Raw genomic sequence first — 14693 nt, 5'->3', positions numbered from 1 at the left:
TTAATGACTTTATTTAAAACGCCTGTATCTCTGCCATAACCGCATACGTGTCACTATAACCGCTTGCAAATACCAGTTTTATAAACCTACCCGTTACAGCGGTCGTAAAATTAACCCGCTGGGTGCTGTTATTATTCTGGAAAACACCCTGCGCAGCCAGGGTCATACCGGCCTCATCTGTAGTATTTCCAATATAAATCTTATAGTCCTTCGGTATATTCCGGCAACAATCACTTTGCCGCGGGGTAAATATCATCCCGGAAACAGGGAGCGTCTCATGCATATCAATCAGGAACCAGTGTGGAAATACGGGACCGCCTCCCTGCCATTGCGTGTGCCAGAAAGTAGCCGGATTGCCATCAATGGCGGAGATGGGCCAACCATTGGGAGCTCCCTCTCCGCTGGGCTCATAAGAATCTGCCGAAGCCGTCCATAAAGCCCTGGAAAAGGGCAGTCCCGGCAAATTGAGCACGGTAGAATCGCCCCCGGTTTTGGTAAGGGGATTATACTGCCATACATTTTTGGTGAGCATAACCGGGTACTTTAAAGCCATCTCCGATTGCTTTGCAGGACTTATACCGATCCCCCAGGCCCTGAAGAAGAAAATGCAGTTCAGGCCGGTATATTCACAAAGCGCTTCGTATACAAAATCCTTGCGGGCATCATCATTAATAAATATACGGAGCGGCGTATCACGGGTCTTTTTAAAAATATAGGTCATAAACCCATAACCATCTGATTTATTGTCGGCACTTTTAAGCTTTTCAAAGATCTGCAGGAAGGGTATGGTTTTCCGGATAGCGCTGTTCAGCCGGGAATCGTTATCAAAATTTTTAACCAGATTGGTATTGGGATCAATGGTGGGATCGTTCGAAAAACGTAGTGCTTCATTGACCACCTGCGCATCCAGCAGCTGCGGGTTAAACCCGGCCACATCGGTAACATTAAGCCTCTTGGCGCGCTCAAACAAAAACAGGTTGCCAATGGAAGCCTGGTACAATCCTCCCCATATCCACTTGGGCTGTGCATACAATGACCCCAACGCCGTAACCATATCCCACGACTGGCTGACCCCCGTTATCGTTTCGTCATTTACCGCAAGCAGTTTACGCATCCATTCGTCGGTATTTAATGCAAACAACGGATAGGCCCCGGTAAGATAAGAGGGCTGGGCATCAAGCGCTGTACGCCAGGGAAACTGTGGCGACCGGTGCGCCGGATCAACCGCCGCGTCTGTAAGCCCCGCCCAACCATTAAAGTCGGTTTGTATCATACGATCCCATAGCTGCATCACCTGCACGGGGTCAAAGTCTGGATGCTGGGTCAGGTAATCCTTCATTTTATCCACCGGCAATGTTAGCACCATCGTGGAGGAAGCCAGCTCAAACCAGGGCACTCCTGAACTTTGGATCGCCTGTTTCCATGCGGCGGCGGTAGTAGTACCCAATATGAAATCGGGGCTTTTACAAGCGCCCGAAATGCCAAGGGCCACCGGGTTCGCTACCGGGTAAGATGGCAGTATATACACATGTCCTCCAAACAGGTTTTTGACCTTATTAACCCCAGGGAACAGATCCTGTTTTGTAATGATGCGCGAATAACGCATGTTGCCCGTTATGGTGTTGGCCCAAATCCCTACCTGGCAGCTTAGCCCTGTAACGCCGGCCGGCACTGTAATGGTTATTTCCCCGCCTGGCGGTGCATACATACCTGTGCTGTAAATACGGCTGGTGCTATAACCCGGCTCCACATACATCATCAGGTAACTTCGCTGTGCTTTAAGGTAGTTGAGGTTAAGCACCACCTGTGTATTCTGCAGTCTTTCCTCACCCGACGCTACGAGGCCCGGAAACATCCGCACGTGCTGCAGAAAACTGTTATCTTCATTTTTACCGGAAGTATCAATGGTCACATTTGTTTTCAACGAGTCTACATTATATCCATCCGGTATATTAAACCCATATTTCTTACAACCCGATATAAGGATGACAGATACAGAGAGGATAGCCACTAATAAGCCATGTACCCTTTTCATTCTATTATTTTTAAATTAAATAATTCGTTTTTACCAGTTATTGCGGAGGTACAACATCTGTATACCCGGTGCTCCATATCCTGCCACCCAGTCCCCATGAGTTTGGTGTACCAAAGCCCATCCATTGGTAAATGAGCATGGGAACATCCAGCCCTGTAATGGTTGCTTTATAAAAATTGCCATTCGGATCGGGACATACTCCTTTGGCCGTTTCATTAAACGTTGTAAAATTGGCTCTTTTAGATGGGTCTACCACTATGGCATCCTGACCGGTGGGTGACAAGTCTTTTATCGCATTGCCGGAGAGTTTATTCAGCTTGTAGTAGGCCGCCAGTTTATCCAGGTAAGGATGGTCGTCCGGGATATAGGATTTGCAGGAGTATTTGGCTACGTCTGCATCTGTGAACGCCACATTCCAGTACCGCAGGTCTGTGATGTAACAATTATCAGAGTAAATATTCATTTGAGGGAGCGCGTCTGTGGGAGGGCCGATATAAAACTTACCTTTTGAAACAATGCTGGTAGCGTTTCCTGCATCATACTCTCCTTCCGTAGTAGCACGGGAGCCCTGCCGGTCATTAATGGTACGCAAGGTACCATCCATATAAAATTTAAACTTGATCAGATTGCTGTTTGCCGGCCAGTTAATGACCAGTGCAATATTATGCCACTGGCCATCATCCCCCGGTCTTTCTGCATCATACTGACCGTTATTACCTTCATCATGCCGGTCGGCCGTTGCAAAATTGATGAATAGCTTGGTATTGTTACACCAGCCGGCACAGGTCATAATATGCCAGCCTGCTGCCTGGTTATCGTTATTGGTTTGTGCCCTGAGTGTACCAAAAAGATTATAAAAGCCCTGACCACCAATCTCCGTTTTATAATTGGTTGCGGGTACCTTTAATTTAAATTCAAGGGTACGCTGGGTTCCTTTAACCAGGTCAAAAACATGTTTATCGTCATTACCATATACCCGTACCTGGTTAGCGCCTGCTCCCTGAAGCTGCAGTACCGAGTCGATATAATTTACATAACCTGCCGTAGAAACCGGTGCGCCATTGGGGTTTACCTGGAGTGCTTTAAACCGGGGGCTGCTGAATATAACAAAGTTGTTGCGCCGCGAGTCTCCAAAATAAGTAGCCGCTGCCGCCGTACCTGCATATTTGTTTACTGCTCCGTTTAAATTAGAGGCTACAACAACCAGCCAGTTCTCCTGTTTATAGCCTGGCCGTTTTTTTAATGTGGCCAAAATAGCCCCAATGTAATTGTCTACCGTAGTTACCGCATTGGAGTATTCCGTCGTAGCAGCCAGGTACCCGTATCGATCACCGGCGGCCGCAATGCTGTGAAACTGGCCTACCACAATGGTTGCATCCGGCTTGCCCAATTCACCCATCACATTTTGCGTTACCTGCTCATCGTTATTCTCAGTAAGCGTATTTACCGTAGCATCTTTTAACAGATACTGGCTAAACAAGGCAGACGCGGCAAAGCCCGCAGTACGGGTACCTGCTGCCATTGTTTTTATTCTTGAAATAAACGTTGGAAACTGGCTAAAATTGGCCGACTGAAAATCTGCGCCCACATTGGTTTTATCCGTAGGAATTCCGGTCATCATATTGGTCCAGGTAGCCGGCAACGTAGAGTCCGGAGGAAGGCCACCACTAACCCCTACCCAGCTGTATACGCCGTTGGCAAGCAGGGAACGGATATTGGGCGGGTTCAATGCCTGTATTTGTTTGCCCTCTGCCCCATCCAGGATCAGGTACAGTACTTTCCTGTTAAGGGCAGTCCCCTGGGCTGAATCGGGATAATCCGTCCTCAACTGGTTACCCTGCTCAGGAAATGTCCGGTTACAGGACATTATTGCATACAATGAAAGAAAAGCAGCCATAACAGCAAGGGTTACACCACTCTTTATCTTTTTATTTCTTTGATTATTCTGCATATCTAACCGCTTATAAATTGAATAAAATTGCACTATGGTGCTATTTTCAGCTGCACAATATTGCCCACCCGCGTATTGTCGAATAAGCTGATCGATCCAAAGATCATGAGTTTATCGGCGGCTACTTCATAAATGCCATAAATAGCTCCGGCAAAAGCTCCGGAGTTATTATAGCCGCTGGCCAGGGAGCCATCCGCATTTACAATTGCAAAGCCCTGGCGTACCACACCATCATACTTATTAAAGTAGCCGGAAAGAATAATCTTGCCGTTGCTAAGCTGACCGGCATAATTAATAAGCCCTCCCTCATACGATTTCAGGTTAAAAGTCGGATCCACTGTACCATCTTCATTGAGCATCACCACTCCCTTGGCCGGCCGGTTATTAAACTGTGTAAAATTGCCCGTCAGCAATATCTTTTTTGTAGCGGCATTATAGGTAATCTTAGTGATGTAACCATTGGCGCCCGAACCAATGGCCGAGGCAAAGGCGGTATTGATGCTGCCGGTACCGGTGAGCGCCATAATGCCGGGAGCAGCTGTAACCGGGGCTGCTGCATTCGATGGTGTATTGAACATGGTGAATGAACCGGCAACAACAATCGTTTTATCTGCCAACTGCACGGCATCATAGATATCCCCGTTCAGGTTGGGATCAAATTTTCCGGTTAAAAGGTCGTGGCTATAATTATAGGTAGTATCAAGGCGACCCGTTTCTGTTTCGCTCAGATTCATCCGTGCAAAATTCCGGATGCCCCTGTAATAGGGGTAATAATTCCCTTTTACAGAGTTGGCATAATCCACACGATAGTAAAGATCAAAATTGCCTACCGCTATTATTTTATTGGGATCTGCATCCGGGAATATACGCACCACGTTGCCGTTAAACAAACGGGCATTGAAATTGGCCACGGTGTCCGTATTGTTTTGCGGGGTATTTTCAGGATCGGGGTTTTGCACAGCCACCGTAACACTGTCGATCGAAAGATTGGTATTGATCTGGGTAATATTGGACACAAGAAAACGAGCGGAATAATAACCGCCAAAATTACCACCGATAATATACCGCGTTTGGCCCAGGATCGTTACCGGAACTAAGGACGCAATTCCGCCCGATGCCCCCAAGCCAGCTTTAGTGGTCATAAAACTACCGCCGGGGCTTATTTGAACGATACGGCCAACAGGAACACTTTGATTATTATAATTGGTAAACCCTCCCATCAGCAGGTAATTGTTATCCGAGTTTTTAAATACCGTACTTACATAACCATTGGCTCCCACAGTGGAAGAAGCGTTATTAAAATCAGGGTCTATAGACACCTTGCCGACAATGGTGATCGTAGGGCCGTAATAAAACTGCCCGTCGGCGGTGGCAATGCTTCCGGCCCCGGAGGAGGCACTGGGGGGTATTTTTACAGACAGGAGACTGTCTGTTGCACTTACAATAGTAGCCGAAACACCATTCAACAAAAACCGGTAGCCCGTTGCAAGTTGTTTGATGCCGGTTACCTGCAGCGTAATGGTATCCCCCTCGCTTCCCTGTATAACAGTTCCCGGCTTGCCATAAAAATTAATCAGGGGCTGGGGATGCGGCGGGTAAGGCTCTCCGGATAATTGGGCATTCTTAACGCAGGCGGTTACCAATAACAGCAATAGTCCTGCTGCTATTAAAGGTATTACACATATTCGACGGAGCGTATTCATTTTAAAATTATTTTTTTGAGTAGTCGAATCCAAAGTTTTGAGCGCTTACCATGAAATCGCTCGGTGAAAATCCAAAAAAGAAGGCATCCGAATAATTAAGCGCGTGCACAATTCCATTCGTGGGATTAATATCGACAGTGGCAACGCGAAAAATTTCCGGCAGTCTTCCGGCCGGTGGTGTATCGCCCTCCGGATACCCGATATATAACTGCCGGTACCCGGCGTACTGTACGCCTCCCGCATTATTAAACACCGCGCCTATCAGCATATTTTTGCCCATGTAGGAGGTATAGTACTCCCCCCCATAAACGCGAAAGTTATCAGGATCGAGCTGCGGGTAATCGCTTAAACGCCGTAACCCTTTAAAAAGATATTTTGAAAGCTGCTGCTTCAAAAAATCAGGATGCAGCTGTGCAAGATTGGAAATCGTATCTCGCCCCTGCGCCAACAAAGATTGGTTTAAAATCCGTATAGAATTAATGATCGATGGATCTGCGGGCGCAAAAAAAGTAATTTGCTCTTTCTGAAAAACATCTTCCATACCCGAAAGTTTTATAATCCTTAACAGGGAGTCGAAGAGGTGATAACGGTTACTTTGCAGATACTGTACTACGGTACCATCGAATTTGGGATTAATCGTCTTTGTATCTTCATAGTAATTGTCTTTTTTACAGCCGGCCATGCAGAGCAGCGCCGCAACTCCTAACATATAAATCGAAAGAAACTGAATTCTTTTCATGGTTCTCATTTTAACGTCCCAATTAAAAGTCCCTTTAAATACCTTTTATTGCCAATAATTGTTCAACCGCATACCCGGGTTCTGCGTGAGGGCCGAGGAACTGATGGGCCAGGTCCATGCCCCCAATGCAAAATCATTTTCGGAAATAGGATGATAACAAAATTTCGGATCGAGTATCCGGCCCGTTCTTACCAGGTCAAAATAATAATACCCCTCGCCAAACAGCTCTTTACAACGCTCGTAATAAATGGCATCCGACAGGTCAAGTCCCGGCGTTTCGCCTTCTACATATAAATCGGCCCCCGATCTCTTCCGCACCATATCGAGAAGCGTGATCGCCTTTTGTTTTTTAGCGCCGCCTATATTGGCACAGGCCTCTGCCTGCAGCAATATTGCATCCGGCAACCGGAATATCATCTGGCAGTCATCGGGGTTTACATCCTCACCCGGCACCGCGTAAATGTTCAGGAATTTAATACACTGTAACCGGTGCGGATCGGTATTGCCCTGTGGCTGGTAAAAAAACAGGCTCCACCGAAGGTCGTTCTTGTTGGTCGGAAACAACTGCTGCATAAATGCCGGATTATAGCCTGCATACGTGCGGGTGGTTCCATTGGGTTTATAAGGCGCTGTAAGTACGTTATCCGCAAAGGAGGCAAACAGGCCGAAGCGTTCGCCGGTATTCAGGTTCTGTCTTATTTCAAAAAGACTTTCCGGCGTACCGCCTTTAAATACTTCATGCATTTGGGTAATGGGCATTAACTGGTACGATCCATTGTTTTGGGTAAGTAATACCTCACCCAACGAATCGGTTTGCTTCCAGTATTTCTCCTTGTTCTCCTTATCAAAGCCGGCACACCACATATTAATGTTCATCATCAGATCCAGGGCACTTCCACGCATGGCCCGGGCTCCTTTGTCAACCGGATCGATGTAGGTCCAGGGCATATTGTTTACAACCGTACCCAGGTCTGCCAAACACTTTTGCAGTACCGGAACCATTTCCTGGCGTGGTTCTGCATTCCGGTTAAACGCATTGGTGTAATAAGGAATATCGCCATACAGGCGGGCCATCATAAAATAAACAAGGTTGCGCAGGAAAATAGCTTCTCCCAAAAACTGATCCCTTTTATCTTTCCGCAATACGTCTTTGTCGTTAGTTACTGCGTCTACCATAATATTGCAACCGGCTATAATATCGTAAAACGGCCCCCATTCGGTAATGCGCCCAAAAGTACCTGACCAGTAGTTATTGTTATAGCTGCCCGTGAGTGTTTTAAGGTCATTATTGGCCGCCAGCGTAATATAAGCCCTGCCGCCAGCGTCTACTCCAACAACGGGCGCACAGCGAAAGTCCCCCACTGCAGGAAAAAACTGGATATCACAGCAATCCAGCCCCGGGCCAGACTGCCCCATCGTTTTCCGGCGAAACTTGGCATAAAGGCCTGCGATGTATTGGTCAAAATCATCGGTAGTTTTCCAGAAATTGTTACCCGAAAGCGCCAGGGGCGGGTTCACATTTAAAAATCGTTTGCAACCGCCAATACCGCATACCATTGCAAGCACAAGGCATGTTATGGTGATTGTGCATATTAATTTATTCATCATACCGGTTTTAGAATTCATAGTTTGATCACTGTATTTTACAAATCGGTTCATTCCTTAAAATGAAATATTGACCCCGATAGAATACCGTTTGGGGTTGGGATAGGCCCCCTGGTTATCGAAGCCCAGTGTGGAAACGTTTTCAGGATTTGCACCTGAATATTTTGAAATAATAAACACATTCTGAAGTACCCCGTAAATACGCGCCGAGCTTACCCTGAACTTGCGCAATAGTTCACTCTTGATCATATAATTTAACGCGATCCGGTTCCATTTCCAATACGATCCGTCTTCCAGGAACAGGGATTGGTTGTACCGGTAAGGGTCGATGGTTCCATTCGTGCGGTAGTCAAAGGGGTTCGGATAGCGGGCTACATCACCGGGCGCCTTCCAGTAATCATATTGGTCAATGGGTATTGCCGCACCGCTTTTATACAGATCAAAACCAATCGGGTTATAAAACGTACGGAATTTATCGGCAAGAGCGGTATTGAGCACATCCCTGAACAAGGTATAGGTTACATCGGCATTAACGCTCCATTGTTTGTATCTGAAGTTTAGAAAAATACCTCCATTTACCTTGGGCAGCGGATCGTACAGGGCGGTCATGTCATTTTGATCAATAATATAGTCGCCGTTCAGGTCCGTCCACCGGGGACTGCCTCCCCGTAAAAAAACGTTGCCCACTCTTACGGGTTTACCGGTAACAGGGTCTACCTTTACATCTCTATCGGTTGCGTACACACCTACCGTATTATAGGCAAGCGTGGTAATGGGTTTGCCCCCAACCGTTACGAGGATGGGAAAATCAATATCTTTTTCCCTTAAAACAGTGGTAAACTGGCTAAGGCCGTTTTCCAGCTTGGCTACATAGTTTTTATTATAAGCGCCATTTATGGTAAGGTCCCAGCTAAAATCGCCCCGGTTTCCAGACCGGTAAGTGATCGCCAGTTCATGACCATACTTTACCAGCGACCGGTCGTTTACCTTGATGGAGCCAAACCCGGTCGTATTCGCCAACCCGATAGCAGCAACATCATTATCAATGGAAGTGTAATAAAAATCGTACACCAGCGATAACCGGTTCCTAAAAAACTCACCGTCATAACCAAAGTTGAACGTTGTATTGGTAATCGGCTTAAAGTCTACATTGGGAAGGGCATCCCGGTTGTACACAATGGTGGGTTTACCCACATAGGTAAATGCATAGGGTTCCAGCTTGCCATATACATCAAAAATACTACCGGTAGGTATCAATGTGTTACCATAACTTATCCTGAAACGGCTTTCATTGGCCCACTTAAAGTTTTTAAACCATTTTTCGCGGTGCAGGTTCCAGGTAAAACCGATATTGGGTGTTTTAACAAACCCGGTATTGGGCCCGTTGTTCGAAGATCCTTCTGACCGGTATTGAAAGTTCAATACATATCTCCGCTTATAATCATAGGTAAATACGCCGCCATATCCTACCGATCTGCGGTCAAATAAATTATTGATCACACCGTCTCTTGTGTTTACAAAATCGTAGGTAACGGGTCCATATAAATTATCATTGCCGGCACTATTTATCAGGTAATAATTTCCCCGGCTCACCGCCCTGGTAATTTCATTAAACAGGTAAAGACTAAACGTATGCACTTCTTCTTCATCTTTAACCAGTGACTTAACATAGTTCACATCAGTTAGCAGGTTCAGCATATTGTCTTTCTGGTTGCTGGTAGTATACGATGGCCGCCCCGAATTAATGAGTGAGGGCTTGAAGTTATCATACACATTTGAATTTAAAGAATAGTTAAACCGGGTATGCAGCACAAGGCCTTTAAGCGCGGTAAGCCTGATATCAAGATTGGGCGCTACTACCAGTCCCTTATTGTCGTTTTTTGACGCAATACCTGCAACCGCACTGGCATTTTCAGAAAATGCGGAAGGTGGCGGTAACAAAGAGGATGCGGCTTCAGCTGCGGCAATACCCCGCTGAGAATAAGCAGAACCAGACCCCACCTGCTGGCGGGTAATTCCGGAACTGACGTTAAAAATCACATTCAGTATTTTGTTATCATACCCCAGGCCGGAACTGATACTATACCTTGTAAGCCCGGTATTTTGCAGGATACCATACTCCTGGTAATAACCAAGATTAATTTTATATTTAAAGTCCTTCATCCCCCCGGACACATTCAGGTTCGTAGTAAAATTGGTAGTGGGCCTTTTAAAGATCGATTGCCAGTTTACACTGTTATTGAAAAACCGGTTCAAGCTATCGGAATAATACGGATACCGGTTAATATCTGCGAGCCCCTGCCAGTTGGCAAAAGAAGTGTCGTATGCTAAAATTTGCGCCAACCGGATATCTCTTTCTCCCCGTCCCCCGATCACCCGTCTAAGCTGGGGCACCGAATTATAAAAAACATTGGACGAAAAATTAAAAACAGGCCGAGGTCCCTTACCGGTTTTGGTGGTAATCAGGATCACACCGTACGCACCCCTTGAACCCCACAAAGCGGTGGATGCCGCATCCTTCAACACTTCAATTTCCTCGATATCATCAGGCGGAATAATGGATAACGGACTGGCGCCCTGGCCGCCGGCGGCATTTGCGTATTCAAAGTTCGTATTCATGTCGAAAGGCACACCGTCAATTACAAACAAGGGCGACGTGGGCGTTAAAATAGCGTCTGTACCCGATCCCATAATGCCGGTTGAGGACAAACCCCGCAACTGTACCACGCTACGTACACCCGGACTGCCGGAGATGTTTTGCACGTTAAGACCCGGTACCCTGCCCTGCAGCAGCGATTCCACACTGGATGCAGGCTGGTACCTGAGCTGCTCTCCGCTGATCTTAACCGTTGATCCCACATTGCGATCCTTGGAAACCTTTCTATAACCCTGTACCACGATTTCATCTACCTTCTTGGAGTCGGAGTCCGGCTCCTCCATTTCTATCGTTTGAGGCGATCCCAATACGGCCTTCAGGGTTTTATTCTGATACGATATATGCGTAACTGTAATAGAAGCGCCTTCAGCTGCAGCAACCGAAAAGTGCCCGCTTGAATCTGTAATACCCAGTACTTTTGAATCGCTACCAGCCAGGGCAATAGAGGCGCCCTGAACCGGCTGGCCCGTTGCTTTATCTATAACCACTCCTTCATATTTGCCTTTGTTTTGCGCAACCGTTGTAGCGGAAAAAACGAAACAGCAAAGCATGGCTAACAAAATATATCGCATAAGCAAAATTTCTCTTATAAATTCTCTCAACAATAAAGTTTTACAAACATTCCAGGTTCCCGGTGTTCCTGCCCTTAGCATCATCCATCCGTAAACCGTGGGTTATCCCGTTTAAACCAAAAGATGATCTGCCAGTCGCCCTTTTCATAAATCGCAAAATCAAACAGGATCTGCGCCAATAGGCGCTGATTGCCGAAACCCATCCGGTCCCAGCTGATTTCAGCATGCGCCATTGTTCCCGCTGAATTTGTATACTTTGTAGGGTACTGTGTGAGAAGCGGTATAGGGTATGCCACGCTGTATTTAACAGCAGTATCTGAAAGCTGCATATCAAAACCATGTACCAATGTGGCCCATTTGGTAAGATCAAATTTGTGGGGATCGATCGGCTTTTGGATGGTGTCTAAAAATTTAAACGTAAGGGAATTACCGTTCCCGGTCTTTAAAAAAATAATGTTCACATCACTTTCACTTAACCGTCCGCCCCGGCTTTCACCAAACACATTACTTACCAACCCGGGCGTAATCGCCCCTGAAGTAACCTGGCCTGTTAAGCGATCGAACCTGTTGGGCTCATAGGGCAGCTGCCGGAAGGGCTTCAGGCGCATGCCCGAAATAAACTTAGAGCCACCGGCATTGCTCACCTCCACATCAAAAACATATCCAGAATCGGGCTGGCACCTTATTAAATTGGAATTGGCCTCGGACCTCATAACAAACTGTCCGGAGTGCGATCTTATTTCAAATAACCGGTTGGAAGTGGTGACCCGTTTGTCTTCAATCTCCTTTAAAGAAGTTTCATTGCCGGTATAAAGTTCCTGCCAGCTTTTCACTTCAAAAACATTTTCAAGTTCCGGAGCCGGTTTATTATCATATGTGCGCAGGTTCAGAATTTTAAACGTAAGCGGCTGTGTTGATCCATCAAAATTAAAATCGGAGGTAAGCGTCACAAAGGATCTTCCGAGCGTAGGCTCCAGCACCGTTTGCTTAAACATTGCGTTCGTATTGTTGAATCGAACACGATCCTCCGGCACAAACTTTTTAACGCATGCTATAAAACAACCGAAACAAACCAGCAGCAAAAAAATCACCGTCGAAAACTTTATTTTCATTTCAAATATTTTAATCAATGTATTAAAAGGCCTCAGGCCGGTGTTATGATTATGTGTTTAACAATCTTGACAAAAATTCACCAAATCCAAACACATGGCCTGGCGAAAGATCAAATACAATTCCATTGGAGGCATTAATACCAGACACTACCGTGAATGTAGTAACCCAGAACCTGCTAAAAATTGAATTTTTAATATCCACAAATGAAAGTTCCAGTGGCCCGCCCTGCACATATCCGCCGGCGCTTTTCTTATTATAAATCACTTTCATTGTATACCCGTAGCGCAGCGAAGGAAAATTCAAACCTTCAAAATATTGTGTAAGCGAATCGATATTCACCGCGCTGCTCAGTACATACCTGCATAAAAGCGTATCCAGGTGTTTTTGGTCGATAGTGGACAACGAAAGCGCCGGCTTGCTTTGAAGCGCCCGCACCTGGTTAAGCCCTTTAAGTGCTGTGGCAAAGCTGGAATTATCGATTGCAAAAAAAGAAATACCGCTTTGATGCTGCAGTGAATCTTTGATTGCAGGCACCCGGTCGAGCACTAATAACAGCGAGTCAAAATGCCCCGCAGGCTGCTGCTTCAAATACATATAAATATTATCCTTGAACGTAGTACTATATTCAGCCGTATAATACGGGCCATTTGCTTTCTTGCTGCAACCGGTTCCCGCAACCACAATGATCAGTAGCAACAAGAAGCTGAAAGCTGCGGTTTTATATTGCCTAAGATTTTTCATAATCATTCATTTTTTTCAGATTAACGCAACTATTTATTGGTCCAATAGGGATACTGTTGAATGGAAGGGTTACTGGCAAGGACCGCTTTTGAAACCGGGCAATAAATACCCCCTTCGTCAATAAGCTTATTAAAGCCGGCGTTATTGCGTCTTAGCTTATAATAGCGTACCTGATCATACCATCGCCAGGCTTCACCAATCAGCTCCCGTCTGCGCTCCTTAAAAATAGCTTCCAAAAGATCACCGTCCTTGGTAGCGGAATAAGTATTGGCGCCCCGGCTGATCAATTGCTCGTTCAGCGCAGCTATTGCCCCATTGGTATTGCCAATTGCTGCGCTGGCCTCTGCCTTTAAAAGACGCATTTCATCCAACCGTGAAAAGGTAATATTGGAACTGTATACGGCAAAATTGACAGATCCGTCGGCATTGCTTCTGCCATTGTTGAATACTTTTATCTTGCTGAAAATAGGCGTGGACGAAAAGAAATTTTTAAAATACTCCCCGGCGGTAACAATCCTGAGGGTGCTGTCCACCACAGAAGTACGCACGGTATCAAACCGGAATCGCTGATCTGTAGGACTGGTGAAAACAGCAGTAATTAAATCGGCCGGAACGTACAGATCAGGAATCGATTTGGAGGTAAAGGGAGCAGCCATGGTCCAGCTTTCAATATGCCCATCTCCGCTGGTGCCAGATTCACCAAACTGCCAGGATAAAGGGAACCCCATCAACACCCTGGGGCCTCCATTTTCGGCACCCCGGTCATAAAAAACACCATTAGATGCCGTAAGCTGCCCCGTAGTGGCATAATCCAACTGTCCACTGCTTCTGCGATCGATTACAAACTGCGCGTATACTTCTGCATCGGCGTAATGTCCCTGCCATGCTGCAATATGCGCCAGCAAACCGTAGGCTGCCAATCTTCCAAAAAGCATCGTTCTATATTGATCAGAAGTTTGCAAATGAAAGTTACCCGTTTGCAGGGGATCTGATCCGCCATATATATAAGGCAAAAAGTCTACTGCTTTTAATACTTCTGCTTCGCAAAATTCAAGAATCTTCCGTTGGTCCGTTCTTGGAACCTGAGGAAATGCGCCGTCAAATGAACTGGTAAGAAAAGGTACATCCCCCCAGATACGCACCATCATAAAATACGCCCATGCACGCAGGCAACGCATATGCGCGATATCAAGGTTGTTCATAACCCTTGTATACCGGGTATCAACCATCGCTTCCCCTGAGCGCTCTATGTATAAATTGATGGCGTTAATTACGGCATAAAACCTTCTCCAGTCCTTCATTTCCTCCAATATCGGGAACTGGGTATTCAGCTGCCCTTCAATAACCGCTTTAAGATCAGCGCGGGCACTTGACAGGAAATCGCCATTGCGCAGTTCTCCCCATAACAAATAGTTATTATTGGTGGCCAATGCCGTTCTAAACAAGCTATAAACACCAAAAAAGTTACTGTTAATATCGTCGTAAGAATCCCATGCCACGGTTTCACCGTACAGATGTTGGGAATCCATATCAAGCTTTTTATTGCATGACAATGTGATCGCCAGAAAGAAAAAACCT

9 protein-coding genes are annotated in these 14693 nt (G+C 46.1%); all 9 read right to left on the bottom strand.

Going from position 1 to position 14693, the window contains the following annotated elements; translation table 11 throughout:
• Positions 1-13: 13 nt before the first annotated feature.
• The 9 genes from Q1V85_RS03270 to Q1V85_RS03230 all read right to left on the bottom strand — a co-directional run bounded on the left by Q1V85_RS03270 (position 14) and on the right by Q1V85_RS03230 (position 14644).
• A complete protein-coding gene (locus Q1V85_RS03270) occupies positions 14-2035 on the bottom strand; it encodes a discoidin domain-containing protein (RefSeq protein WP_300597415.1) in 2022 nt (673 codons plus the stop codon).
• Between the two features lie 37 nt (positions 2036-2072).
• Entirely contained in the window at positions 2073-3986 is a 1914-nt protein-coding gene (locus Q1V85_RS03265; protein ID WP_300597413.1) for a DUF4983 domain-containing protein, read from the bottom strand.
• Between the two features lie 32 nt (positions 3987-4018).
• Complete coding sequence (locus tag Q1V85_RS03260; RefSeq protein WP_300597411.1) at positions 4019-5689, bottom strand: DUF5008 domain-containing protein; 1671 nt, start codon at positions 5687-5689, stop codon at positions 4019-4021.
• 7 nt (positions 5690-5696) lie between these two features.
• On the bottom strand, positions 5697-6428 hold the full coding sequence (locus tag Q1V85_RS03255; protein WP_300597409.1) for a hypothetical protein: 732 nt from the start codon (positions 6426-6428) through the stop codon (positions 5697-5699).
• Between the two features lie 45 nt (positions 6429-6473).
• The gene (locus Q1V85_RS03250) at positions 6474-7946 is read right to left on the bottom strand and encodes a RagB/SusD family nutrient uptake outer membrane protein (protein WP_300597407.1); all 1473 of its coding nucleotides are present in this window, start codon (positions 7944-7946) and stop codon (positions 6474-6476) included.
• Between the two features lie 144 nt (positions 7947-8090).
• The gene (locus tag Q1V85_RS03245) at positions 8091-11261 is read right to left on the bottom strand and encodes a SusC/RagA family TonB-linked outer membrane protein (protein WP_300597405.1); all 3171 of its coding nucleotides are present in this window, start codon (positions 11259-11261) and stop codon (positions 8091-8093) included.
• An 80-nt stretch (positions 11262-11341) separates the two neighbouring features.
• Positions 11342-12256: a DUF5007 domain-containing protein gene (locus Q1V85_RS03240; RefSeq protein WP_300597403.1), complete on the bottom strand. Its 915-nt coding sequence runs from the start codon at positions 12254-12256 to the stop codon at positions 11342-11344.
• 166 nt (positions 12257-12422) lie between these two features.
• Positions 12423-13115: a hypothetical protein gene (locus Q1V85_RS03235; protein WP_300597401.1), complete on the bottom strand. Its 693-nt coding sequence runs from the start codon at positions 13113-13115 to the stop codon at positions 12423-12425.
• 29 nt (positions 13116-13144) lie between these two features.
• Positions 13145-14644, bottom strand: coding sequence for a RagB/SusD family nutrient uptake outer membrane protein (locus Q1V85_RS03230; RefSeq protein ID WP_300597399.1), 1500 nt, complete (start codon positions 14642-14644; stop codon positions 13145-13147).
• Positions 14645-14693: the final 49 nt, after the last annotated feature.

The sequence above is a fragment of the Niabella sp. genome, from assembly GCF_030150205.1.
Taxonomy (GTDB): domain Bacteria; phylum Bacteroidota; class Bacteroidia; order Chitinophagales; family Chitinophagaceae; genus Niabella.
Note: the sequence above shows the minus strand (reverse complement) of the source record. Positions and strands in the feature narration are given on the sequence as shown.

Bases quoted from the DNA above. Each gene is read 5' to 3' on its own strand.
- Q1V85_RS03265 (WP_300597413.1), bottom strand. From the start codon at position 3,986: ATGCAGAATAATCAAAGAAATAAAAAGATAAAGAGTGGTGTAACCCTT.
- Q1V85_RS03255 (WP_300597409.1), bottom strand. From the start codon at position 6,428: ATGAAAAGAATTCAGTTTCTTTCGATTTATATGTTAGGAGTTGCGGCG.
- Q1V85_RS03235 (WP_300597401.1), bottom strand. From the start codon at position 13,115: ATGAAAAATCTTAGGCAATATAAAACCGCAGCTTTCAGCTTCTTGTTG.
- Q1V85_RS03230 (WP_300597399.1), bottom strand. From the start codon at position 14,644: ATGGATTCCCAACATCTGTACGGTGAAACCGTGGCATGGGATTCTTAC.
- Q1V85_RS03245 (WP_300597405.1), bottom strand. From the start codon at position 11,261: ATGCGATATATTTTGTTAGCCATGCTTTGCTGTTTCGTTTTTTCCGCT.
- Q1V85_RS03240 (WP_300597403.1), bottom strand. From the start codon at position 12,256: ATGTTTAAGCAAACGGTGCTGGAGCCTACGCTCGGAAGATCCTTTGTG.
- Q1V85_RS03270 (WP_300597415.1), bottom strand. From the start codon at position 2,035: ATGAAAAGGGTACATGGCTTATTAGTGGCTATCCTCTCTGTATCTGTC.
- Q1V85_RS03260 (WP_300597411.1), bottom strand. From the start codon at position 5,689: ATGAATACGCTCCGTCGAATATGTGTAATACCTTTAATAGCAGCAGGA.